Annotated in this window: 28 protein-coding genes and 1 riboswitch; of the genes, 22 read left to right on the forward strand and 6 right to left on the reverse strand. The window is 43.4% G+C overall.

Annotation, left to right across the window (positions count from 1 at the left end; translation table 11 throughout):
* Positions 1-39: 39 nt before the first annotated feature.
* Complete coding sequence (locus HNQ34_RS11785) at positions 40-1,224, reverse strand: class I SAM-dependent rRNA methyltransferase (RefSeq protein ID WP_183254777.1); 1,185 nt, start codon at positions 1,222-1,224, stop codon at positions 40-42.
* Between the two features lie 180 nt (positions 1,225-1,404).
* Positions 1,405-1,512: riboswitch (TPP riboswitch) on the forward strand.
* 78 nt (positions 1,513-1,590) lie between these two features.
* On the opposite strand from HNQ34_RS11785, the gene tenA reads away from it, so the two are divergent.
* The 10 genes from tenA to HNQ34_RS11835 all read left to right on the forward strand — a co-directional run bounded on the left by tenA (position 1,591) and on the right by HNQ34_RS11835 (position 10,504).
* Positions 1,591-2,286: a thiaminase II gene (gene tenA, locus HNQ34_RS11790; protein ID WP_183254779.1), complete on the forward strand. Its 696-nt coding sequence runs from the start codon at positions 1,591-1,593 to the stop codon at positions 2,284-2,286.
* On the forward strand, positions 2,273-2,860 hold the full coding sequence (locus HNQ34_RS11795) for an ECF transporter S component (protein ID WP_183254782.1): 588 nt from the start codon (positions 2,273-2,275) through the stop codon (positions 2,858-2,860). The genes tenA and HNQ34_RS11795 overlap by 14 nt, the downstream gene beginning before the upstream one ends.
* 16 nt (positions 2,861-2,876) lie before the next feature.
* A complete protein-coding gene (locus HNQ34_RS11800) occupies positions 2,877-4,361 on the forward strand; it encodes an ABC transporter ATP-binding protein (RefSeq protein ID WP_183254784.1) in 1,485 nt (494 codons plus the stop codon).
* Positions 4,336-5,118 carry an energy-coupling factor transporter transmembrane component T family protein gene (locus tag HNQ34_RS11805; protein WP_183254786.1) on the forward strand — a complete coding sequence of 261 codons (783 nt, stop codon included), beginning with the start codon at positions 4,336-4,338 and terminating at the stop codon, positions 5,116-5,118. Before HNQ34_RS11800 ends, HNQ34_RS11805 begins: the two co-directional genes overlap by 26 nt.
* Positions 5,119-5,130: 12 nt before the next feature.
* On the forward strand, positions 5,131-5,733 hold the full coding sequence (gene tenI / locus HNQ34_RS11810; protein WP_183254788.1) for a thiazole tautomerase TenI: 603 nt from the start codon (positions 5,131-5,133) through the stop codon (positions 5,731-5,733).
* Positions 5,734-5,769: 36 nt separating this feature from the next.
* Positions 5,770-6,906 carry a glycine oxidase ThiO gene (gene thiO, locus HNQ34_RS11815; RefSeq protein WP_183254790.1) on the forward strand — a complete coding sequence of 379 codons (1,137 nt, stop codon included), beginning with the start codon at positions 5,770-5,772 and terminating at the stop codon, positions 6,904-6,906.
* Positions 6,907-6,919: 13 nt separating this feature from the next.
* A complete protein-coding gene (gene thiS, locus HNQ34_RS11820; protein ID WP_183254792.1) occupies positions 6,920-7,123 on the forward strand; it encodes a sulfur carrier protein ThiS in 204 nt (67 codons plus the stop codon).
* Between the two features lie 2 nt (positions 7,124-7,125).
* Complete coding sequence (locus HNQ34_RS11825) at positions 7,126-7,893, forward strand: thiazole synthase (RefSeq protein WP_183254794.1); 768 nt, start codon at positions 7,126-7,128, stop codon at positions 7,891-7,893.
* On the forward strand, positions 7,890-8,915 hold the full coding sequence (locus HNQ34_RS11830; RefSeq protein WP_183254796.1) for a thiazole biosynthesis adenylyltransferase ThiF: 1,026 nt from the start codon (positions 7,890-7,892) through the stop codon (positions 8,913-8,915). Before HNQ34_RS11825 ends, HNQ34_RS11830 begins: the two co-directional genes overlap by 4 nt.
* Positions 8,916-9,238: 323 nt before the next feature.
* Entirely contained in the window at positions 9,239-10,504 is a 1,266-nt protein-coding gene (locus tag HNQ34_RS11835; RefSeq protein ID WP_183254797.1) for a hemolysin family protein, read from the forward strand.
* Between the two features lie 46 nt (positions 10,505-10,550).
* On the opposite strand, the gene HNQ34_RS11840 is transcribed toward HNQ34_RS11835, so the two are convergent.
* Entirely contained in the window at positions 10,551-10,760 is a 210-nt protein-coding gene (locus HNQ34_RS11840) for an alpha/beta-type small acid-soluble spore protein (RefSeq protein ID WP_183254799.1), read from the reverse strand.
* A 241-nt stretch (positions 10,761-11,001) separates the two neighbouring features.
* Here HNQ34_RS11840 and HNQ34_RS11845 point away from each other — a divergent pair, with 241 nt between their 5' ends.
* A complete protein-coding gene (locus HNQ34_RS11845) occupies positions 11,002-11,244 on the forward strand; it encodes a hypothetical protein (RefSeq protein WP_183254801.1) in 243 nt (80 codons plus the stop codon).
* 56 nt (positions 11,245-11,300) lie between these two features.
* Here the strand turns inward: HNQ34_RS11845 and HNQ34_RS11850 are convergent, their stop codons facing one another.
* The 3 genes from HNQ34_RS11850 to HNQ34_RS11860 form a co-directional block, all read right to left on the reverse strand.
* Complete coding sequence (locus HNQ34_RS11850) at positions 11,301-12,413, reverse strand: ABC transporter ATP-binding protein (RefSeq protein ID WP_183254803.1); 1,113 nt, start codon at positions 12,411-12,413, stop codon at positions 11,301-11,303.
* A 116-nt stretch (positions 12,414-12,529) separates the two neighbouring features.
* On the reverse strand, positions 12,530-13,432 hold the full coding sequence (locus tag HNQ34_RS11855; RefSeq protein WP_183254806.1) for a PucR family transcriptional regulator: 903 nt from the start codon (positions 13,430-13,432) through the stop codon (positions 12,530-12,532).
* Positions 13,433-13,518: 86 nt separating this feature from the next.
* Complete coding sequence (locus HNQ34_RS11860; RefSeq protein WP_183254808.1) at positions 13,519-13,695, reverse strand: hypothetical protein; 177 nt, start codon at positions 13,693-13,695, stop codon at positions 13,519-13,521.
* Positions 13,696-13,795: 100 nt separating this feature from the next.
* Between HNQ34_RS11860 and HNQ34_RS11865 the strand changes: the two genes are divergently transcribed.
* The 5 genes from HNQ34_RS11865 to HNQ34_RS11885 all read left to right on the forward strand — a co-directional run bounded on the left by HNQ34_RS11865 (position 13,796) and on the right by HNQ34_RS11885 (position 18,412).
* Positions 13,796-14,179, forward strand: coding sequence for a hypothetical protein (locus HNQ34_RS11865; protein WP_183254810.1), 384 nt, complete (start codon positions 13,796-13,798; stop codon positions 14,177-14,179).
* 95 nt (positions 14,180-14,274) lie between these two features.
* Positions 14,275-15,408, forward strand: a complete 1,134-nt coding sequence (locus HNQ34_RS11870) for a DUF445 domain-containing protein (RefSeq protein WP_183254812.1) — start codon at positions 14,275-14,277, stop codon at positions 15,406-15,408.
* A gap of 78 nt (positions 15,409-15,486) precedes the next feature.
* Entirely contained in the window at positions 15,487-15,840 is a 354-nt protein-coding gene (locus HNQ34_RS11875; protein ID WP_183254813.1) for a YlbF family regulator, read from the forward strand.
* A gap of 90 nt (positions 15,841-15,930) precedes the next feature.
* Positions 15,931-16,797: a Cof-type HAD-IIB family hydrolase gene (locus tag HNQ34_RS11880; RefSeq protein WP_183254815.1), complete on the forward strand. Its 867-nt coding sequence runs from the start codon at positions 15,931-15,933 to the stop codon at positions 16,795-16,797.
* Positions 16,798-16,906: 109 nt separating this feature from the next.
* Positions 16,907-18,412: a coproporphyrinogen III oxidase gene (locus HNQ34_RS11885; protein ID WP_409978372.1), complete on the forward strand. Its 1,506-nt coding sequence runs from the start codon at positions 16,907-16,909 to the stop codon at positions 18,410-18,412.
* Between the two features lie 38 nt (positions 18,413-18,450).
* Here the strand turns inward: HNQ34_RS11885 and HNQ34_RS11890 are convergent, their stop codons facing one another.
* The gene (locus HNQ34_RS11890; RefSeq protein ID WP_183254817.1) at positions 18,451-18,636 is read right to left on the reverse strand and encodes a YhzD family protein; all 186 of its coding nucleotides are present in this window, start codon (positions 18,634-18,636) and stop codon (positions 18,451-18,453) included.
* Positions 18,637-18,788: 152 nt separating this feature from the next.
* Between HNQ34_RS11890 and HNQ34_RS11895 the strand changes: the two genes are divergently transcribed.
* The 6 genes from HNQ34_RS11895 (at position 18,789) to HNQ34_RS11920 (ending at position 24,059) form a co-directional block, all read left to right on the forward strand.
* Positions 18,789-19,688, forward strand: coding sequence for an ABC transporter ATP-binding protein (locus tag HNQ34_RS11895; protein ID WP_183254819.1), 900 nt, complete (start codon positions 18,789-18,791; stop codon positions 19,686-19,688).
* Positions 19,681-20,919, forward strand: a complete 1,239-nt coding sequence (locus HNQ34_RS11900; RefSeq protein WP_183254821.1) for an ABC transporter permease — start codon at positions 19,681-19,683, stop codon at positions 20,917-20,919. The genes HNQ34_RS11895 and HNQ34_RS11900 overlap by 8 nt, the downstream gene beginning before the upstream one ends.
* A gap of 86 nt (positions 20,920-21,005) precedes the next feature.
* Positions 21,006-21,950 carry a 3'-5' exoribonuclease YhaM gene (gene yhaM, locus HNQ34_RS11905; RefSeq protein WP_183254824.1) on the forward strand — a complete coding sequence of 315 codons (945 nt, stop codon included), beginning with the start codon at positions 21,006-21,008 and terminating at the stop codon, positions 21,948-21,950.
* Positions 21,951-22,045: 95 nt separating this feature from the next.
* Complete coding sequence (locus tag HNQ34_RS11910) at positions 22,046-22,225, forward strand: sporulation YhaL family protein (RefSeq protein ID WP_183254827.1); 180 nt, start codon at positions 22,046-22,048, stop codon at positions 22,223-22,225.
* Positions 22,226-22,348: 123 nt separating this feature from the next.
* A complete protein-coding gene (gene serC, locus HNQ34_RS11915; RefSeq protein ID WP_183254828.1) occupies positions 22,349-23,431 on the forward strand; it encodes a 3-phosphoserine/phosphohydroxythreonine transaminase in 1,083 nt (360 codons plus the stop codon).
* Positions 23,432-23,534: 103 nt separating this feature from the next.
* Positions 23,535-24,059 (forward strand): tryptophan transporter, encoded by a 525-nt coding sequence (locus HNQ34_RS11920; RefSeq protein ID WP_183254831.1) that lies wholly within the window; start codon positions 23,535-23,537, stop codon positions 24,057-24,059.
* The last annotated feature ends 51 nt before the right edge of the window (positions 24,060-24,110 follow it).

The following is a 24,110-nucleotide window of genomic DNA, read 5'->3' on the forward strand; positions in this document are numbered from 1 at the left end:
TGGATGTTAAAAAATAACGGACATCGAAAATCGTGTCCGTTATTTTCGCGAATGTACCTCGAAAATCGCAAATTTTAAATAGTCACCTTCGTCGGCCGCGAGCAGTTTTGGATGGTCGTAGCCGGCGCCGCTCCAATGGACTTGTCGCAAAATCTTTTTCGCATCAAAGGCCGCTTCGTCGATCATCGCTCGGAATAAGTCGGCATGAACGTGGTACGAGCAGCTCGCGGTGACGAAAAATCCGCCGTCTTTGACGAGCTTTAATCCGTTTAAGTTGATGTCTTTATAGCCGCCGAGCGCTTTCGGTACAGTCTGTGCCGACTTGGCGAAAGCAGGGGGGTCGATAATGACAACGTCCCATTTCTTCCCTTCATGAACAGCTTCCCGTAAATAATCGAACGCATTGGCGACGACAAACTCAACATTGGTAAAACCGTTTAGTGCGGCATTGCGTTTCGCTGTTTCGATCGCATGCTCTGAAATATCGACTGCCGTGACATGCTTGGCGCCGTATAAGCAGGCGTTCAACATGAACGACCCTGTATGGGTAAAGCAGTCTAATACGGTCGTGTTACGGTCGATGAGCGGTTTGATGGCGGCGCGGTTTTGTCGCTGATCAAAGAAAAAGCCTGTTTTTTGTCCGTTTTCGATGTCAACTATGTAACGAACGCCGTTTTCTTCGATGATTACTTCTGTTTCACATTCGCCGTACCAAAATCCTTTTTCTTGCGGCAGCCCTTCTAGCTCCCGGACATATACGTCATTGCGCAAGTAGATCGCTTTAGGCTTAAATACGTCGAGCAGTCCTTTTAAAATCCAGTTTTTCCGTTTTTCCATTCCGAGCGAAAGAATTTGTACAACGAGCACATCTTCATACTTATCGACAATTAATCCCGGCAAAAAGTCCGCTTCACCGTAGATTGCACGGCAGGAACGGACGCCGGGGATCATTCGCTCGCGGTAAGCCCATGCCCGTCGAATGCGGTTGATGAAAAACGATTCGTTTAACTCGTCTTCCTGATGATGCGTCAAGACGCGCACAATCATTTGTGATTTTGGATTAATATATCCTTTCGCAAGAAAATGGCGCTGATGATTATATACGTTGACAAAGTCACCTGGTTCAAAATCCCCTTCAATATAATCGACTTCGCTTTGAAAAATCCAAGGATGCCCTTGTTCGAGCCGTTTTTTCCGCTTTCGTTTTAAAAATACGTTTGCCACGTTCTCCACTCCATTAACTAGTTATTTGCCCTTTTTATCATACAGAATTGACCGGCAAGACGCAATGATGGCAGTTGTTGAGATTGAGGGCGGAAATCGGAAATATATGGCGAAATGACTTGACAACAATGCCGGCCGTGATATGATAAATGTAAACAATGAAATATGGATATGTTTATTAGTATCCACTAGGGGGGCCTTTAGATAGGCTGAGATCAAAGTGTGCCTTTGAGACCCTTAGAACCTGATCTGGGTTATACCAGCGTAGGGAAGTGGAAGTAACGCATTTGTTTATTCACGTTTGTAACCACTTTCTTTACGCTTGCAAAGAAAGTGGTTTTTATATTTTATTTTAGGGGGGATTCGATGTCATTTTCTTCTTGGTTGCGAGAAGTGGTTGACTCAATATGGGAAGCGAGCTTTCAACATCCGTTTGTCCAAGAGCTCGGCGAAGGAACGCTTGCTCTTTCTTGTTTTCGTTATTACGTTTTGCAAGATTCGTATTATTTAAGCCATTTTGCAAAAGTACAGGCGCTTGGAGCGGCGAAAGCTTCTGATTTAGCAACGACGGCGCGCATGGCGCATCATGCGCAAAATACGTATCAAGCGGAATTAGCTTTGCATGAAAAATTCGTGAAACAGCTAGGGATTACAAATGAAGAAAAAGCTTCGTTTATCCCGGCTCCGACTGCGTATGCGTATACGTCTCATTTGTATCGCGTAGCGTACGAAGGGCATTTAGGCGATATTATCGCCGCGATTTTACCGTGCTATTGGCTTTATTATGAGATTGGCGAGCGGTTGAAAGATTGCAAGCCGAAAGAGCCGATTTATCAGGAGTGGATTGCTGCTTACGGCTCAGAGTGGTTTCGCAGCTTAGTGGAGGAGCAAATTGCCCGTTTGGATGAGGTAGCGAAAAACGTCACAGAAGCTGATCGTAAGCGAATGAAACAACATTTTATTGTTAGCAGCCAATATGAATATTCGTTTTGGGAAATGGCGTACCGCTTAGAAACATGGCCAATTCAAGGGAGGGAGAGGATGAAACATGCAAACAACTAAAGGATTGAAATTAGCTGATATTTTAACAACCATTGTCATTTCGATTGTATTTGGAATTGTCTATAAGTTATGGGGACCGTTTTATTACTTCGTCAAACCATTTGGGCTTCATGTCGATCAATTGATCTACGGTATGTGGTTTATCGCAGCAACGGTGGCGTTTCTTATCATTCGCAAACCGGGGGTTGCCCTTCTTGCTGAAATTGCCGCTTCTTCCGGCGAGTTTATTATGGGCTCGGAATGGGGGCTGGAAGTATTGCTTTATGGCGTCGTGCAAGGATTGTTTGCCGAAGCAGCATTTGCCGCATTTCGCTATAAGCAGTTCGATGTGTTTGTCGTTTCGTTGGCGGCAATCGGTTCAACGATCGGTTCATTAATCATGGATTTTTATAAAGGATATATTGAAGCGTTAGCTCCTTGGAACTTAGCGTTGTTCCTTCTTGCGCGCTTTGTCGGCGCAGTTTTGATTTCCGGCGTGTTTGCTTCTTCGTTAGTAAAAGCGCTCGAAGCGACAGGGGTGACGCAAATGGTTCGTTCCGCTTCAAAAGAAGATTATGAGCAGCTGGATCGATAGAGGGTGAATTTGGGACATGGAATGTATTGCCTCTGTTGAACAGCTGCGTTTGAAGTTTCCTGGAAAAGAAACTCTATTATTTAAAGATTTATCACTGTCTTTTAAAAAAGGGGAAAAAGTGTTATTGATAGGTCCATCAGGTTGCGGAAAATCAACGCTATTGCAAGTTTTGTCTGGATTGATTCCGCATTCGGTGGACATTCCGATGAAAGCGAAACATATTCGCGTTCCCGACAACTGGGGGTATGTCTTTCAAGATCCCGATTCGCAATTTTGCATGCCGTTTGTCGATGAGGAAATCGCTTTTGTGCTCGAAAATATTAGCGTGCCGCGCGAACAAATGCCGGAGCGCATTGAAGGTTTGCTGCGGGCAGTGAATTTGCAAGTGCCGCCGCATACGAATATTCACACGTTGTCAGGGGGCATGAAACAGCGGCTCGCTCTCGCTTCCGTTCTTGCGCTCGAGCCCGATGTATTATTTCTCGACGAACCGACGGCGATGATTGACGATGAAGGAACGGAAATGATTTGGCGAACGGTTAAACAAATCGCCTATGATAAAACAGTTATTATCGTCGAACATAAAATTGAACATGTGTTAGATTTTGTGGATCGCATCATTTTATTTAATGATGCGGGAGAAATCGTTGCGGATGGAGAGGCGTCTACCATTTTTCACAATTATAAAGAAGTCATTGCTTCGCAAGGCGTTTGGTACCCTAGAATATGGGATGATTATAAAAAAAAGAAAAAAGTGCGCCGGCATAGCAGCGAACAGCGTGAAGTGATTTGCCTAGAGAATTTTCAAGGATACCGAAATAAAGAAGTGAAAATCCGCGTCAATACGGCGCGTGTACATGAAGGAGAATGGATTGCGGTTACTGGAAAAAACGGGGCCGGAAAAAGCACGTTATTGCACGCGTTAATGAAGCTTATTCCGACGGACGGGGAGTATAAAGTATACGGAAACAGGCTTGAGCAAACGAAACAGCTTGCCCGCCGCATTGCATTTGTATTCCAAAATCCGGAGTTTCAATTTGTCACGAATTCGGTATGGGAGGAAATGGCGTACTCGCTTCGCCTTGAAAAGAGAACAGAGCAAGAGATCGCTTCAGAAGTAGAGCGCTTATTAAAAATGTTTCACTTAGAAGAGCAAAAAAAACAGCACCCATACCAATTATCGATGGGACAAAAGCGCCGGTTAAGCGTAGCGGCTTCGATCATCAGCGGACAAAAGGTGTTTTTGTTGGATGAACCGACATTTGGCCAAGATGCGAAAAATACGTTTGCTTTGTTGGAACTGTTCGAGTCTTATCGTGAAAAAGGAGCCGCGATCATCATGGTCACCCACGATGAACAAATTGTGAAGCATTTTGCAACACGAAGATGGATCATTGAAAACGGGCAGCTCGTTCGTGATGAACCGGTCATGCCGGAAACAAAAAAAGCGTTATCTGTACAGGGAGGATCAAGCCGTGAGATGGGATATTCACTATCGTGAAACGTGGCTGCATCGGACGAATCCGAGTTTAAAGCTACTTGTCATGATGAGTATATTTATTCTCGTGCTATTTTTGCATAATCCGAACGTGCTCATCAATTTATCCATCGGGCTGTTTCTTTTATTTTTCATCTATACCGGCTATCCTCTGAAATATTTATTGCTGTTCTTTTTGCCGTTTTTCGTCATTTTCGTTTCAACCGCTTCTTCGATGACGTTGTTTGGGCAAGGAACGACGACATGGGTTCAATGGGGGCTTGTTCACGTTACGAAAGAAAGCTTTTTGCGGGGAATGCATCTCGGCTTTCGTGCGTTAACATTTGCGCTTTTAGGATTAATTTTTTCGCTGACGACACGGCCGGTGTATTTATTTTATTCGCTTATGCAGCAGCTGAAGTTGAAGCCGAAATATGCATATAGCTTTTTAGCGGGTGTTCGCTTGATTCCGATTATGCTTGAGGAGTTTCAAACGGTGCAAAACGCATTGAAAGTGCGCGGGGCCGGTCATAGCGGAACGCTCGAAAAAGTAAAGCGGTATGCCGTTCCGCTTTTATCACAAAGCATTCGCCGTGCGCAACGCATTGCGGTGGCGATGGAAGCAAAGCGCTTTTCAAATGAAACGAAACGGACGTTTTATTATCGTATTGGCTTTAGTAAATACGATCTTATGTTTCTTTTTTCGATGATCGGCATCATCATGCTGTCATATTATGCGGCAACGGTTTTCCCGTATATTCCGGTAACCGATGTCCGCTAGCGGGGGATGAGGATGAAAAAACAGTTTCACGTCATCTCAACAGGAAAACAAACAACTGAACAGTTTGCAGCGATTGCTTCACAAATTCATCTGTATGTCGATGCGATTCACATTCGCGAGAAAGAAAAGACAGCTAAAGAGCTTGTTGAACGAATTGAGGCTCTTCTTTCTAGCGGTGTGCCGGCGGAGAAAATCATCGTTAATGACCGGGTGGATGTCGCGGTCGCCTGCGGAGTAAAAGGGGCGCAGCTCGCTTATCATAGTTTGCCGGCAAAAAAAGTGAAAGAGCGTTTTCCGTCGCTTTTCGTTGGTTGTTCTGTTCATTCGTTGGAAGAAGCGGTAGAAGCGGAGCAAGGCGGAGCGGATTACTGCATATTTGGTCATGTGTTTCCGACGGAATGCAAAGCGGGGATACCTCCGAGAGGTGTTGAAACACTTGCGCAAATCACTTCTGCGGTGCGCATTCCGGTGATCGCGATCGGCGGTATTCAACCGAGTCACGTTCCGCACATATGGAAAGCCGGGGCAAGCGGGATCGCGGTCATGTCTGGTGTGTTTTTAGCGAATGATCCGCTCGCGCAAGTAAAAAGCTACGTGCAAATGATGCAAGGATAGATGCTGAGGAGTTTATCAAAAGGGAGAGGGATTGAAATGAATGGCAATCACTACGATGTGGCGATTATCGGCGGTGGGATTATTGGGGGATCCATTGCCTTTCAATTAGTGAAACGAAATGTGCGAGTCGTAGTATTGGAAAAAGATCGCATCGCCAGCCAAGCGTCAAGTGCGGCAGCAGGAATGCTTGGAGCGCAATCAGAATTTTCAAGCGAAAATCCGCTCATTCCGATGGCGTTAAAAAGCCGGAAGATGTTCCCGGTTTTAGGAGAAGAATTAAAACAGATTACGGGTATTGATATCGGATTAATCCAAAAAGGAATGCTGAAAGTGGCAGTGACGGATGAAGAACAAGAGGCATTGCAACAACATTATGAATTTTGGAGGGAAATGGGGCAACCTGTTCAATGGTTATCGAATCATGAGGTGGTAGCATTCGAGCCAAATGTAAGTGCGGCGTTGCAAGGAGCGATGTATATCCGAAACGACGGCCAAGTCAGTGCACCGCATTTGTCGCTTGCTTTTGCTAAAGCGTCGATTGTTTATGGAGCGGAGTGGCGTGAATTTACGGAAGTGGTCGATGTCAAGAAGGAAGAAAATTCATATCAGCTCCGCACCAATCATGGAACCATTGGCGCGAATGCTGTTGTTGTCGCCGCAGGCGCATGGTCAGCGCTATTTCTGGAAAAAACAGGACTCTCGCTCTCGATGCATCCGGTCAAAGGGGAATGCTTGCTTGTAAAAGTGGAAAAGCCGATCATTCAAACAACCGTCTTTGCGAAAAACGGCTGCTACATCGTTCCGAAAAAAGGCAATCGTTTGTTGATTGGGGCGACGTCGACGCCGCATACGTTTGACAAAAAAGTAACCGTGCAAGGAATCATGAGTTTGCTAGAGCGGGCGCAGCAATTACTGCCCACCATTCGTACGGCGGAATGGGAGCGGGCATGGGCTGGAATTAGGCCGCAAACAGGAGATGGGCTGCCGTACATCGGCGAGCATCCGCATTACAAGAACATGTGGATCGCGACCGGCCATTATCGAAATGGAATTTTATTGAGCCCGATTACAGGTGCATTAATGGCGGATTTAATTGAAGGAAAAGGAAGCGGAGAGATTGATCTTGCTCCTTTTTCGCCGGCGAGGAATATTCATGCGACATACACGACATAAAGGTGGTGAAGAGATGGAGTTGGTCATCAATGGGGAGTTAATTCATGTTCCTGATCATATTCGCACTATCGCTGATTTGCTCGTTCATTTTCAGTTGAATCAGAAAATTGCGATTGTAGAAGTCAATGCCCATATTGTTCAAAAACAAGAATATGAAACGACGGCGCTATGCAATGGAGATCGCGTGGAAATCGTTCATTTTGTAGGAGGCGGATGATGATGTTAAAAATTGGACCATATGAATTTCAGTCTCGGCTTTTATTAGGAACAGGGAAATACCCGAATCTCGATATTCAAAAAGAAGCAGTTGAAGTGTCTGGAGCGGAAATTTTAACGTTCGCGGTGCGCCGGATGAATATTTTTGCGCCGGATCAACCTAATTTTTTGGAACAGCTCGATTTGACGAAATATAAGCTCCTTCCGAATACAGCTGGCGCTAAAACGGCGGAAGAAGCGGTGCGCATCGCCCGGCTCGCCAAAGCATCCGGATTATGTGATATGATTAAAGTAGAAGTGATCGGTTGCGACAAAACGTTGCTTCCGGACCCTGTGGAGACGTTGAAAGCGACGGAGATGCTGTTAGAAGAAGGGTTTATCGTGCTTCCTTACACATCTGATGATGTTGTGCTCGCGAAGCGCTTGCAAGAGCTCGGCTGTCATGCGATTATGCCGGGAGCTTCACCGATCGGGTCAGGTCAAGGGATTATTAACCCATTAAATTTAAGCTTCATTATTGAGCAGGCAACCGTTCCGGTAATTGTTGATGCTGGAATTGGCAGTCCGGCTGATGCAGCGCTTGCTATGGAATTAGGGGCAGATGGAGTTTTATTAAATACAGCGGTCGCTGGTGCTGCCGATCCGGTGAAAATGGCAAAAGCGATGAAGCTGGCGATTGAAGCAGGGCGTCTCGGCTATCAGGCCGGAAGGATTCCGAAGAAACGGTACGCAACCGCAAGCAGCCCAATGGAAGGAATGAGTATTGTTTGAATGAACGTTATTCACGGCAAGAGTTGTTTGCTCCCATTGGAAAAGAGGGGCAAGCAAACATTTCAGCGAAACATGTGCTTATTGTTGGAGCAGGAGCGTTAGGCACTGGAAATGCAGAGGCGCTTGTAAGGGCGGGAGTCGGCAAACTGACGATGATTGACCGCGATTATGTGGAATGGAGCAATTTGCAGCGGCAGCAATTATATAGCGAAGACGATGCGAAGGCCCGTCTTCCGAAAGCGATTGCCGCTAAACAGCGATTAGCACAAGTGAATTCGGAAGTCGAAGTTGAAGCGATCGTTGGCGATGCCAATGTTGATGAATTGCAAAGAATAGCAGCGGAAACGAAACCGGATGTGATCATCGATGCGACGGACAACTTTGAAACACGCATGATCATTAACGATGTTTCATGTAAATACGGCATTCCTTGGATTTATGGTGCTTGTGTCGGCAGCTATGGCATTAGCTATACGTTTATTCCAAGAAAAACGCCGTGCTTGCATTGCTTGCTTGAAACGATGCCGGTCGGCGGATTGACATGCGATACAGCGGGAATTATTAGCCCAGCAGTGCAAATGGTGGTCGCTTATCAAGTGGCGGAAGCATTGAAACTTCTTGTCGGAGATGAACAGTCGCTGCGCGGTAAACTGGTTTCGTTCGATGTATGGAACAACCAACATACCGCTATTCGTGTCGACCAAGTGAAAAAAGAAGATTGTCCGTCTTGCGGGACAAATCCAACGTATCCATATTTATCGTATGAAATGCAAACGAAAACGGCTGTATTGTGCGGACGAAACTCTGTGCAAATCCGGCCGGCAGGAAAGCGGGAATACGATTTGCCGCAGCTTGCAGACTTGTTTGCCAAACAAGGGCTGCGAGTGGAAACGAATCCGTATCTTGTGTCAGTTTCTCTTGGCGAACATCGTCTCGTTGTGTTCCGGGACGGGCGCGCTCTCGTTCACGGGACGAAAGATATACAGGAAGCGAAAACGATTTATCATCGGTATCTAGGATAGAAAGCTCTCTCGTGTAGAGGGCTTTTTTTTGTCAAAAAATTGTACTACTTTTAAAGCGCGTGGTGACAAATTTCGTGCTAGTTTTATAAGAGGGGAATCCGTTCATAAATGGGAGGCTTGTAAAAATGGAAGAGCTATCGATTACATTGAACATTGCGTCGTTATTAACGTTAGCGTTTGTGATCGGGGCGACGATTTTAGACTCGTAAAAACTGCAGCGGTATGCTTGCAGTTTTTTTCATGATGATGTTTAGGTGATAGGAATTTTGTGAAAAATTTGATATGATAAAAACAAAGTAACGGGTTAGGAGTGTGAATAATCTTTGGGAGAATTGCCTCTGAGCCTTTTGAGTTTGCTTCTTTTTTTGCTCGTTTTATCAGCTTTTTTTTCTTCTGCAGAAACAGCTTTTTCTAGCGTGAACAAAACACGGTTCAAGCATGATGTAGACGAAAATCGGAGCGGAAATAAACGAGCACTCTATATCGCAGAACATTTAGATGATGTGCTGGTCACTGTTCTTGTGGCCAACCGCATTGTTTATGTTTCGGCGATTACGATTGCTGCAAAAATGTCTATAGAAATATTTGGAGGAGATATAGGACTATGGATCAGCGCCATCGCAATGATCGTGCTTCTTTTAATTTTTGGTGAGATTTTGCCGAAAACGATCGCTAAAAAACATGCTGAATTGATCGCTCACAAATATTCAGAAGTGATGTATGCATTAGTGAAACTGCTATTTCCGATTACGTCATTGTTTTCGGTATTGAAAGGAAAATTGATGAAGCGGCTGACTCATGGAATCGTGGCTCCGTCTGTAACGGAAGAAGAAATTAAAGAAATGATTGATTTAAGCGAGGAAGAAGGAGTAATCGACAATAAAGAAAAAGAATTGGTACATCGTTCGCTTGATTTTGATGGTATTTTAGTGGGAGAGATTTTCACACCGCGCATTGATATGGTCGCAGTGGAAGTGAACGAGCCGATTGAAAAAATTCGCGATATTTTTTTGGAGGAACGATATTCGCGTGTGCCTGTATATGAAGATGATATTGACCATGTGCTCGGCATTTTATCAGAGAGCGATTTTTTCAGCCAGCTTGTTCAGCAAAAAAAAGTCAACATTCGCGAACTGTTGCGAAAACCGCTATTCGTCGTCGAATCGATGAAAATTTCGGATTTGTTGCCGGCCTTGCAAAAGAGCAAAGTTCATATGGCGATTGTCGTTGATGAATTTGGCGGAACGGCAGGGCTGATTACGCTAGAAGACATTATTGAGCAAATCGTTGGCGAAATATGGGATGAACATGATGAGGCAGTAAAAAACATTCATAAAATTGATGATTACAGGTATGAATTGAATGCAGAACTGCCGCTTGATGAGTTTTGTGAGCTGATGAAGATTGAAGAGCCGGAAAGTTCGTCACATACTTTAGGAGGATGGATTTTTGAAATGTTTGAGCGCGTTCCAAACGTCGGTGAAACGCTGCAATACGGTCCGCTTACGTTAACCGTCCGCCAAGTGGAAAACAGAAGAATTCGCAAAGTGCTCGTATCGTTGAACGAGCCGATGACTAAGAACGTATAAGCCCCAAGCTTTTTTACTTGGGGCTTTTGCCATGAATATATTGTTTTTATCGAGCTGTAAACTGCCCACTAAGTTGTTGTTGAGCCATAGACACTAAACGTTTTGTAATTTCTCCACCAACAGAGCCGTTCGCGCGAGAAGTTGTGTCAGCGCCAAGGCTTACACCAAATTCTTGGGCAATTTCATATTTCATTTGATCAATCGCTTGTTGAGCACCCGCAACTAATACTTGGTTGTTGTTATTGGATCTTGCCATTTTGAATCATCTCCTCATTTTTAAGTTTTATGGCTGGGTTGGCTGGATTTGCACCAGCACCGCATGTTTTAATAAACATGCTGCCAAGCTTGGCTGAACCCAATGTTTATTGTGGTATTAGTAGTTTGAAACGTTTTGATATGATTATTCTCTATGAATATTAGGTAATTTTTTACATTTTATATTTACTCAAGTTGGGGGATATTGAAAATAAGGCAATTTTACAACAGGAGGATGACAGATGAATATTTGCCCGCTTTGTAACGGACTGAGGACGTTGCACTTTTTTTGCCTGCATTGCCAAACGGAGTTGGAAGACCAAGGGAAAGTGAGCGACTATTTTGATGATTATAGTCCATATATGGAGATCGATATGATGAAAAAAGTTGATGGATATGAGACGACATGGAGAAATCATGAGTGCGTCCATCTGTTTTATTGCCCGCATTGCCAAAAAGAAGAAGTTCGTTTTATAAAAGAATAGCCCTAGCTGAAAAGACTAGGGCAACCAATATATATATTGATAGGGGGAAACGATGATTATTTTTCGCTATTTGAGCGAATACGCTTTTCTGTTTCGATATCAAAGAAATGCGCTTTGTTCATATCTAAAGCAAGTTCGAGCTGATGACCTGGTTTAATTTCTGTACGGGCGTCGATGCGGGCCACGATTTCTTGGCCGGCAATTTGCGAGTAAACCATTGTTTCAGCGCCAAGCAATTCAGCGACTTCAACGTTCGCTGTAATTTTTGTGTTTTGCGATGCTTCAATAAACACAGGTTCATCATGGAAGTCTTCGGGACGAATGCCTAATATGACTTCTTTGCCGACATATCCTTGTTCACGAAGCACTTTCATTTTTCCTTCAGGAACGCCGATCGTGACATTGTCAATGATGAATTTTCCGTCTTCTAATCTTCCTTTTAAGAAGTTCATCGCTGGGGAGCCGATAAAGCCGCCGACGAAAATATTTTCTGGCTTTTCGTATACTTCTTTCGGTGTACCGACTTGTTGAATCACGCCATCTTTCATAACGACAAGACGAGTCGCCATCGTCATCGCTTCTGTTTGGTCGTGTGTGACGTAAATCGTCGTTGTCCCTAAGCGTTGGTGTAATTTGGCAATTTCTGAACGCATTTGGACGCGAAGTTTGGCATCAAGGTTCGAAAGCGGCTCGTCCATTAAAAACACTTTTGCATCGCGAACAATTGCACGACCTAAGGCAACGCGTTGACGCTGACCTCCCGATAATGCTTTTGGCTTGCGGTCTAAATATTGTTCAAGACCGAGAATGCGCGCAGCTTCACGAACGCGGCGGTCGATTTCGTCTTTCGGGAATTTGCGCAATTTTAAGCCGAACGCCATGTTGTCATAGACGCTCATATGCGGATAAAGCGCATAATTTTGGAATACCATCGCGATGTCGCGATCTTTCGGCGCGACGTCGTTCATGCGCTTTCCGTCAATATATAAATCGCCTTTTGAAATTTCTTCAAGACCGGCAATCATCCGGAGAGTAGTCGATTTTCCGCAGCCGGACGGGCCGACGAAGACGATAAACTCTTTGTCTTGAATATGTAAGTTGAAGTCTTTTACGGCTGTGACGTTATTATCATAAATTTTGTAAATGTGCTCTAAAAGAAGTTCAGCCATGTTCAGCACCTCCATGAAATCGGTTTCAATTGCTTTCATCATACAAAAAAACAGCCGCAAACGTAAATGGACAATATGCACAAAAAATGAAACGGATTTCAGGCACGGTGACGAATTCACTTCTTCATATATTCCTTGAGCAAAATCGCTAAATACATCGCGGCGGCTCCTTTAAAATGTTTAATATCGATCCCGGTTTTTTCAATAAATTTATCAATGCGGTATTGCAAACTGTTTCGATGCATATAGAGTTTTTTAGCTGCGAGTGAAACGTTTAAGTTGCATTGTAAAAAAACCTTTACTGTTTCAAGAAGATCGTTGTCAATGGTTTTCATAAATGAAAGGGAGTGCTGAATCGTTTCTAGTTCCGGATGATGGTGAATGAATATGATCGGCAATACGTCTTCGATTGTGTAAACAGTTTGCGTTGGGATGTAGGTTTGTGCTAATTCAAAATATTGCTTTTCTAGACAGAAACGACGATACAGATCAGCATCATATGAATGCGTCTGCCCGATGAAAACGTGCAAGGTAATGTAAAAATCGCTCGATAAGGCATCGATCATTTCGATAAAAGGAAGGCGATGCTCTGTTTCTTCCTGTTTTTTCTCCACAATAATGCCCCGATGTTCCTGCTCCCAAATCATGATGACTTTTTCCTGAAACAATCCTTCTACCGCCTCGCGAAAATGATCTTTGTCGACGGTGGATTGGTTCGTTTGAAATTGAATAAACCGATAAGAAGGGGCATGATTGGAAAGAAGGCGAAGCTGCGTATAATCACCTTGCACAAAAAAGCGATACCAAGCGAGTTCTTCTTTTGTGAACAATCGATGAAGATGAGCCATTGGCACGAAAAAAATGGACAATAGCTGTTTTTCCCGTTCTGTTAATGCATTCTTTAAAATGCCGATTTGATCGCCTTGTTTTGTATAAAACCACTCATAATCGTCCATTTTTTCTGTTTGTTCATTAATCAGAAGAGCGTCTTTGAAATGAACTTTCAGTTGTTCGAGCATTGTGCAGAATTCCTTTCCTATAGAGTATATGTTTATTATACAAAAAAACCGACTTTCTCTGGGAAGAGAAAATCGGTGTGTTTGCTTTACACTTCATGTGGGGGAGCTTCTTCCACTAGATCTCGAGCTTCTTCGATGTTCGTCGCCTCATATCGAGCATGAACATACCCTCCTGCCATTCCTTCGTTAATCATGCGGTCGATGTCCATATAATATTTATCCCGTCCTTCATGGCAAGAATCTTTGCATGTTTTATTGTCCATTACTATCCCCTCCTTGTGGATCATTAGTTTTATTTTGTCATATGTGGTGCGATTCATTCATATAGATGAGTGAGTCAGGACAAATAAAAGGAGGGGGAGTATGCTTCATACGTTAGAGCAAGCCATTGAAACGACATGGATGACACTGCAATTTGCGCAGTTATTACTAGAGAAAAGCGAGGAGCAGAAACAGCAACTTACATCTTATGTGCAAAAAGAGCAAAAGCACCTCGATCTATGGCAATATACGTATTTTTTAGTTAAAGGCACATATTATGAAAAGAAGTTAGGATATAACGTCCCATTAGCGGGTGACATCGTGCCCACCATTCTTTTGTATGAGATGAAGAAGGCAATGCTGTATTATGAATTAGCAAAAGTGCTTTCCGGTGCGCAAAAATATGCAGCGGAACGGGCATTGCAGCAGGCGCTAGAGCATAGTTCTTTCTTTTTGACAATTATGCAAGCAGAAAATGTTCTGTAATGATCAGTCGCCTTCCCTCATTCATTGCTCTTTTGCCGAACAAACGATATAATGAAAAACTAGGCAAGCGAGTAATGAAGGGAGCGGAGGGATAGATGAAGACCGTGCTGTATTTTCTTTTTATGATGGTTGTCGGTGCTATCATTGGTGGAGTGACGAATGCATTAGCGATTAAAATGTTGTTTCGTCCATATAAGCCGATTTATATATACGGGAAACGTCTGCCGTTCACACCAGGGCTCATTCCGAAACGCCGTGAAGAGTTAGCGCATCAGCTTGGAAAGATGGTTGTCGAACATTTATTGACACCTGAAGGGATTCGTCGTAAGCTAACGGAAGCAGGCTTTATGAACAGTGCAGTAAAGTGGGGGCAACAATGGGCGGAAAGATGGCTCGATTGCCAAGATACGATTGACGAACGGCTGCAACATTTTGGAATGAAAGAGCCAAAAGAATGGGTTCGTGTAAAAGCAACACAATGGGTGGACAAGGCGTATGAACAATGGATGGAGCAACTAAGAGAGAAGAAAATTCAAGAGGTGCTTCCTCCGGAAATGCGGGGGAAAATCGAAGAACGGCTCAGTCATTTCGCCAACTACATTGCCGATCAGGCGCTACATTATTTCCAAAGCGAAGAAGGGAAGCAGCGTATCGCGAAAATGATCGATGAATTTTTTATCGGCCGTGGCATGCTTGGCAATATGCTGCAAATGTTCCTTGGCAACGTGAATGTTGTCGACAAAGTGCAGCTGGAAATCGCGAAATTTTTAAACCATAAAGGAACGAGAGACATGCTCGCCCAGCTTTTATTGAACGAATGGAACAAGTGGACAGATTTCTCGGTTGCAACAGTTGAAGAGTTTATCGGAAAAGAGCGGCTTCAACGGTCGATGCATGAATTAGTGGCAAAAGCGGTAGAAACGAACGATCTGTTTGACAAAAAAGTGGCAGATGTTCTTGCACCATACCGGGCGCAAGTCATCGATGAGTGGATTCCAAAAGCGGTCGCAAAAGGTATGCAGTGGGTGAGCGATCAAGTCGAAATATTTATCGACCGTTTGCAAATTGTCGATATTGTTCGGACGGAAGTGGAGACGTTCTCTGTTGAACGTCTCGAAGAAATGATTTTATCAATTTCGCGGCGCGAATTTAAGATGATTACGTATTTAGGAGCATTGTTAGGAGGATTAATCGGGATTTTTCAAGCGGTTGTCGGATTATGGATGTAGTCCGCTGGCATATCGTTTTTTCTTGCCGCATATGGTAAGGATAGCGGCACGTTATTTTTCGAATTAGGAGGCTTTTTTATGTCCAATCCATTATATGCAATCGCCCAACAATTAGAGCAGGCGATTCGTACAAGCGATGATTTTCAACAATTGAAGCAAGCGTACGAAGCGGTGCGCCGCGACGAAACCGCCTATCGCGTGTTTACGCATTTTCGCGATTTGCAAATGCGGCTTCATGAAAAGCAATTGACGGGTGCGGCCATCTTACCGGAAGAAGTAGAACAGGCGCAAAAAGCGATGGCGCTTGCGCAGCAAAACGAAAAATTATCTGCCCTTATGATGCTTGAGCAGCGAATGAGCATGGTGATCGCAGACATCAACCAAATTGCGATGAAACCGCTTGAAGAATTGTATCGTTCGTTTACGGAATAAGAGACACTCATTTGAGTGTTCTTTTTTTATTTATATTGTCATAGCTATGTGATAGGCAAGTGTGACAACGTGAAAAAGGGGGAAACAGCCTTGGCCTATAAATTGCTTGCTTTAAATATTGACGGCACGATTTTGAAACAGAACGGCCGTCTGCAAAAAGAGACGAAAGAAGCAGTCGAGTTTGTCAAACAAAAAGACGTATATGTGACATTAATGACAAGCCGAAATTTATTATCGGCGCGAAAAATAGCAAAAGCGTTAAAACTAGACAGCATGCTTGTTGCTTTTCAAGGGGCGATGATTGGAAAGTCGTTGGATGAAAAACTATATGAAGCAACGATTCCTGAAGAGCGGACGTTTAATATCGTTCAAGTATTGGAAAATTATTCGTGCAACGTTCGGCTGATGCATGAGCGGTATTCGCTTGGAAACCGTAAAAAAGTGCAAAAGCAGTTGGTCGTAAAAACGGTGTTGTCTTCCGGGGACCCGTTTTTTTACCCGACGCAGTTTGTTGATTCGTTAAGCGATGTATTGCGCGATGAACCGTTAGCCGTTCCGAAAATTGATGTATATTTTGCAAATGAGGAAGAGAAAAATGAAGCTGTTGCTGTTTTGCATCAAGCGTTCCCGACGGTCGATATCATTGCGCAGTCAAGCGGGAAAATCGAAATTGTGCCAAGCGGTGTTTCAAAATTAGCTGGATTAAAACGGCTTGGCGATTTTTTAGGCATTTCATTGAAAGAAATGGTTGTCATTGGCGATGGGATCGATGATATACGAGCGATTGAAGCGGCAGGATTGGGAGTAGCGATGGGGAATGCGCCAGCAGAGGTGAAGAAAGCGGCCGACTGGGTGACGCGTTCGAATGAGCAGTTAGGTGTTGCTTACATGATTAAAGAACATTTTCGAAAACAGCAACGTCCCGAGTTTTTGCATAAGCTGAAAATGAAGCAATAGATAAGCGGTTGGGATTTGTGATCCCAGCTTTTCATTTTTACCGAAAACAATCATCTCTTGACGAGCGCAAATCGCCTTCTGTACACTTAAATAAGTTTGACGTAAAAGGGTGATATCGTTGCGTATTCAAATTGATGGATTACATGATATAGAGCAGTTTCAACGCCCGCTTGAAGTGATTACGGGGTTATTTTTTGAACAATACGAACTATCGTTTGAACCAATGTCTGCTGATATCGTTATAACGTTTTCCTTGCATGGCGAACAAGTCGGGGTTGTGAACGGAATGTTGATTGAAACGGAAAGCGGGCATAAATGGAAGGCAGAGTATCAAACGGATTTGCGGCCATATACCGATGAGAAAACCCGGCTGAAACAATGGAAAAATGCCGTTTTTCATGTATATTTAACACTTTTTCAAGAGTATACACGGTTGATTCAGCAATGGGGTATTTTAACGGGAGTCCGTCCGGTTAAACTGCTTCATCAAAAATTACGCTCAGGGCTCACGAAAGAAGAAGCGCACCGCCAGCTTCGCGAAGATTATTTAGTAACGGATGAAAAAATTCAGTTAATGCAACAGATTGTCGATCGCCAACTGGCCGTTGTCCCTGATTTATATGATCTCGCGCATGAAGTCAGCATTTATATCGGCATCCCGTTTTGTCCAACGAAATGTGCGTATTGCACATTTCCGGCGTATGCGATTAACGGCCGTCAAGGATCCGTTGACTCGTTTTTAGCGGGACTTCATTATGAAATGAGGGAAGTGGGGCGGTTTTTAAAAGAGCGAGGAATCAACATTACGACGATTTATTACGGCGGCGGTACCCCAACGAGCATTACAGCGGAAGAAATGGATCGGCTATATGAAGAAATGTACGAATCGTTCCCGAACGTTGAACGCGTCCGGGAAATTACAGTGGAAGCAGGACGGCCGGATACGATTACGCCGGAGAAGCTCGATGTGTTGAAAAAATGGAAGATCGACCGCATTAGCATTAATCCGCAATCGTATATTCAGGAAACGTTAAAAGCGATTGGCCGTCATCATACGGTCGATGAAACGATTGAAAAGTTTTATTTGGCACGGAAGATGGGAATGAACAACATTAATATGGATTTAATCATCGGCCTTCCCGGAGAAGGAATCGAGGAATTTAACTACACGTTAGCGGAAACGGAAAAATTAATGCCGGAGTCGCTCACCGTTCATACGCTTTCATTTAAGCGGGCGTCGGAGATGACAAAAAACAAGGAGAAATATAAAGTGGCCGACCGTGATGAAATTAGCGCGATGATGAAAAACGCGCAAGATTGGACGAAGCGAAACGGCTATGTTCCATATTATCTATACCGCCAAAAAAACATTCTCGGCAACCTTGAAAACGTCGGGTATGCGCTTCCGGGACAGGAAAGCATTTACAACATTATGATTATGGAAGAACAGCAATCGATCATCGGACTTGGCTGCGGCGCCTCAAGCAAATTCGTTCACCCGAAAACGCGGGCGATCACCCGCTTCGCCAACCCGAAAGAGCCGAAAGTATATAACGAAAACTTTGTGCATTATACGGAAGAAAAATTAAAAATGATGGACAAATTATTTCAATAGAAATTCCCCGATTGTTTATGCAATCGGGGATTTCGCTTTTACCGGTGAAATAAAATCAATTTCCCGCTTGATGTCGTACAGCGATGCGTTTTGTCATAACAATGATGTTCACGCAACTTTTGTTCGCCGATTTTTTTCGCTTCTTCTTCGTTTGCGGCTTCGAACGTTTCGTCCAACAGCTTTTCGCCGTTTTTGTCAAATGCAGTCAATACAAACAGTGGCATCGTTGCTTCCCCTTTCGCTGAATAGTGATTCATTATTCATTATTCTTTTATTTTTTGCAAAAATCCTTCTAACGAATGAAACTTTTCGGTAAGATAAACGTGTAATAAGATGTGGAAAATTTATCTTTTATTTGAAAAATGGGGGAGTGAAAATGAGTTTACACTTGGAACAAGTTACGAAGCGGTTTGGGAATGTAACAGCGGTTGATCATGTAACGTTAAGCATTCCAGAAGGAGAGATGTTCGGACTATTAGGGGCAAACGGCGCGGGGAAGACGACGACGTTTCGGATGATTTTAGGGCTTTTAGAACCGACGGAAGGAACGATTACATGGAACAATGAAACGATCAATTATGATAAAAGTCATTTAATCGGCTATTTGCCGGAAGAGCGTGGCTTATATCCGAAGCTAAAAGTGAAAGAGCAATTAATCTATTTAGGGAAACTGCGCGGCCTTGATAAGCAGACGATTATAAAAGAAATGGAATATTGGCTCGAACGATTTAAAGTTCCCGAATATGCAGAAAAGCGGGTCGAAGAATTGTCAAAAGGAAACCAACAAAAAATTCAATTTATTGTAGCAGTGCTACATAAACCGAAGCTGTTGATTTTAGATGAGCCGTTCAGCGGTCTTGACCCTGTCAATGTCGAACTATTAAAAGAAGCGGTTATCGATTTAAAAAACAGAGGAACGACGATCGTCTTCTCGAGCCATCGTATGGAACATGTCGAAGAGTTGTGTGAGCACCTTTGCATTATGCATCGCGGCAAGCCGGTTGTTTATGGGGCGCTAAAAGAAATTAAGAGGTCGTTTGGAAAAAAGAACGTCGTGATTCACGCCGATTTTCCATTAGATGAGCTGAGTAGTTTTCCTGGTGTAGTAAAAGCAAAACGGACAGCCGAAGGGATTCATTTGCAAATCGAACAAGAAGAAGTTTCGCAGCGAATTCTTGCTCATATTGCTAATAAAGGGTTTATTCGCAAATTTGCATTAGAAGAACCAGCTTTAAACGATGTTTTCATCGAAAAAGTAGGTGCGGCTTATGAATAAATTTTGGATCGTGCTTTGGCATACGTATATTACCAAATTGAAAGCCAAATCGTTTATTGTCATTACTTTGATTGTCAGCCTGCTTACCTTTGCCGTGACGAATTTAAATCATATCATCAATTTTTTTAATAAAGATGAAAAGAAAATCATAGGCGTGATAGACCAAACTGAAATGTTTTATGAACCGCTCAAAACGCAGCTTGCCAAAAACAGAGACCGGAATCTTGAGCTAAAGCTGTTTCATGGAACGGAAAAAGAGGCGAAACAAAAAGTGAAAAGTGAAAAATGGGATGCATTTTTAACGCTTGCTTACGACGACAAACAACTACCAAAAGCGACATATTATGCGAATACGATTGCCGATAGCGACATATCAGGCAAACTTGAGCAGGCGCTCCAGCAACTGAAAACGGCACTAGCGACAGCTAAAATCGGTCTGAAGCCTGAGCAAGTTACACAACTGTACGAGCCAGTGCCCTTTCAAAAGATCGCTTTAGAAAAAAATGCCAAAACGGAAGCGGAATTGAATCAAGCGCGTGGTCTCGTATACGCGTTAGTGTTTGCGATGTATATGTTTGTTCTTATGTACGGCTCGATGATCGCTTCTGAAGTGGCGACCGAAAAATCGTCGCGCGTCATGGAAATTTTAATTTCGAGCGTTTCACCCGTCCAGCAAATGTTCGGCAAAATTATCGGGGTGGCGCTGCTTAGCCTTACACAGTTTTCAATTTTATTTGCGGTCGGTTTTAGCTCGCTTAAAAGCAATGAATACGAATTGTTCAAACTAATAGGAATCGCACATATTCCGGCGTCGACGCTCGTTTATGCAGTCATCTTTTTCTTGCTAGGCTATTTATTATATGCAACGCTATTTGCGACGCTCGGTTCGATGGTCAGCCGTTTAGAAGATGTGCAAATGGTGGTGACTCCTGTTACATTGCTTGTTTTAGCTTCCTTTTTCATTGCGATGTTCGGGCTAGATTCACCAGAATCACCGTTCATTACGGTAACGTCGTTCATTCCATTTTTTGCTCCGCTCATTATGTTTTTGCGCATCGGCATGCTTGATGTTGCCGGTTGGGAAATAGCATTAAGTATAGCGCTTTTAATCGGAACAATCGTCTTTTTTGCATATATCGGCGCAAAAATTTACCGCGGTGGGGTATTAATGTACGGAAGATCGACTTCTTGGAAAGATATGAAAAAAGCGATTGAGTTAACGAAAAAATAAGATCTTGCCGTTGCAAGGTCTTATTTTTTGCCCAACTTTGAGTATGGTATACTAAACGATAGAATACGGAAACGGGGGAGAATCGATTGACGAAAGGGATTATTCATTATGGAGTCGGAGAGCAAGTTGATGTCTATTTGTTAATCAAGTCGGTCACAAAAGGAATTGCGAGCAACGGAAAGCCATTTTTAACGCTTATTTTGCAAGATAAAACCGGTGAAATTGAGGCAAAATTGTGGGATGCCTCTTTAGAAGATGAAAATGTATATGTGCCAGAAAGCATTGTCAAAGTGTTTGGTGATATTAGCAATTACCGCGGGCGCACTCAATTAAAAATCCGCAATATTCGTCCGGCCAATCAAAACGATCCGGTGCGCGTCGCTGATTTTCTTGAAGTGGCACCGATGAAGCGGGATGAAATGATGGAAAAGCTCACTCAGTACATTTTTGAAATGAAAAACCCGAACATTCAACGAATCACGAGATATTTGTTGAAAAAATATGAAAACAAATTTTTAGAGTATCCAGCGGCAACGAAAAACCACCATGAATTTATTTCGGGGCTTGCGTACCACGTCGTTTCGATGCTCGATCTAGCAAAAGCGATCGTCCATCTTTATCCATCGCTTGATCAAGATTTATTATATGCGGGCGTCATTTTGCACGACCTCGGCAAAGTAATTGAACTGTCAGGACCGGTTTCAACGACATATACGCTTGAAGGGAATTTGCTTGGCCATATTTCGATTATGGTGAGCGAAATTAGCAAAGCAGCGGAGCATCTTGGCATTAGCGGGGAAGAGGTGATCATATTGCAACATATGGTCTTAGCACACCACGGAAAAACAGAATGGGGAAGCCCGAAACCACCGATGGTGAAAGAAGCGGAAATTCTTCATTATATTGACAATCTCGATGCGAAAATGAACATGATCGACCGCGCGCTCGAAAAAGTGAAGCCGGGCGAGTTTACCGAGAGAATTTTTGCCCTTGACAATCGCTCGTTTTATAAACCAATATTTCATCAGTAAAAAATATGACGAGCCACCATTTCCAGTGTTGATGCATAAAAACTGCTCTGCGTTCATACAGTGGAAGTAAGACAAGCTACAGTGGAGGGGAAAATATGCTGTCTTTGCCATGGTGGGTATATATCGTTGTTGCTGGAATTATTTTTAGCGGGTATATGACCGTCAGAACGGCTGCACGAGAGAGAGAAATCGATGAAGCGTTCATTGAAAAAGAGGGAGAAATTTACATGGAGCGCATTCGCGAAGAAAAAATGCGACGTAGACAATCCTTGTGACCGACGCAAGGATTTTATTTTTTTTGTGAATTTATCGAAAATTATCTTTATTTTTTTTTGTTTCATGTTAGGATAATAAGTAACTGTTATTCATTAAAGAAATAAAGTGAGGGATTGTGAAACATGAACAGAGCGTACAATTTTAATGCGGGTCCGTCTGCGCTGCCGTTTTCTGTGCTAGAGCGCGCGCAGCAAGAGCTGCTCGACTTTCAACATACGGGAATGTCGGTGATGGAGTTGAGCCACCGCAGCAAAGAATACGATGCTGTGCACAACAATGCGAAGCAATTATTGAAAGAGCTCATGAACATTCCGGACACGTATGACATTTTATTTTTGCAAGGCGGAGCGAGCCTACAATTTTCGATGGTGCCGATGAATTTGCTTGCAAACGACCAAATCGGCAACTATGTGTTAACAGGGGCATGGTCCGAAAAGGCGTTGAAGGAAGCAAAAAAAGTAGGGAAAACGCATGTAGCAGCATCAAGTAAAGAAGCGAATTATACGTACATTCCATCCGTTCATGACATTCAGCTTTCTGAACATGCTGCTTATTTACATATTACGTCCAATAATACGATTTTCGGCACGCAATGGCATGAATTTCCGAACTTGCCGGTTGATTTAATTGCCGATATGTCTAGCGATATTTTAAGCCGTGAAATCAACGTCGAGCAATTTGCCCTTATTTATGCTGGAGCGCAAAAAAACTTAGGACCATCAGGTGTGACGGTCGTCATTATTCGCAATGATTTGCTTGAGCGCATTCCAGAAAACTTGCCGACGATGCTCGATTATCGCACGCACAGCACAAGCAATTCGCTATACAATACACCGCCGACATTTGCGATTTATATGCTTTCCCTTGTGCTTGAATGGGTCAAAGAGCAAGGGGGGGTAAAAGCGATCGAAAAGCGTAACATCGAAAAAGCCTCCGTTATTTACGACGCAATCGATGAAAGCGATGGATTTTATTCGCCGCATGCGGAAAAAGGAAGCCGCTCGTTTATGAACGTGACCTTTACATTACCGAGCGATGAAATAACGAAGAAATTTTTAGCAGAGGCAAAAGAGAGAGGCTTTGTCGGGCTTGCCGGCCATCGCTCTGTCGGAGGATGCCGCGCTTCGATTTACAATGCGGTTCCTTACGAAGCGTGTGAAGCGTTAGCGCAGTTTATGAAAGAGTTTCGAAAACAATTTGCCTGAAAAATTCCGCTTCATTTTTATACGATAAAGTAGTATAATGTGAAAAAGTGTAAGAGTATGATTGGAGAAGCGTTGAGAAAAGCTTAGATGAGGAGAGATGAGAATGAATGCGAAAGTATTAGTTTCCCTTGCCTTATTGGTGGGGATTGGAGCGGTGTTGCATACAGTCGTTCCGGGTTTTTTCTTCGGCATGAAGCCGGATATGATGTTAACGATGATGTTTTTAGGAATTATGCTATTTCCTAATAAAAAAGCGGTCATCCTACTTGGAGCGGCTATAGGTATTATTTCTGGCATAACGACAAGCTTTCCTGGTGGATTGCTGCCGAATATGATCGATAAACCGATAACAGCTTTTGCATTTTTTGCCTTGCTCTTGCTTGGAAAAAAGTATGGGCAAACGACGAAGCTTGCTGCGATGTTAACAGCGATCGGTACGATCTTTTCGGGTGTGATCTTTTTAACCGCTGCGTTATTGATTGTCGGCTTGCCAGGCGGCGTTGCTTTTTCAAGTTTATTCGTTGCCGTTGTGTTGCCGACCGCCGTCATTAACATGATTGTGATGATCATTGTATATCCGATTGCTTCATCGATTTTTCGACGGACGAATATCGCAACGCAAGCATAAAACTACAAAAAACCCGATCGTCGCTGGTCGGGTTTTTGCTATAGCTAAAAA

Source organism: Anoxybacteroides tepidamans, from assembly GCF_014201465.1.
Taxonomy (GTDB): domain Bacteria; phylum Bacillota; class Bacilli; order Bacillales; family Anoxybacillaceae; genus Anoxybacteroides; species Anoxybacteroides tepidamans.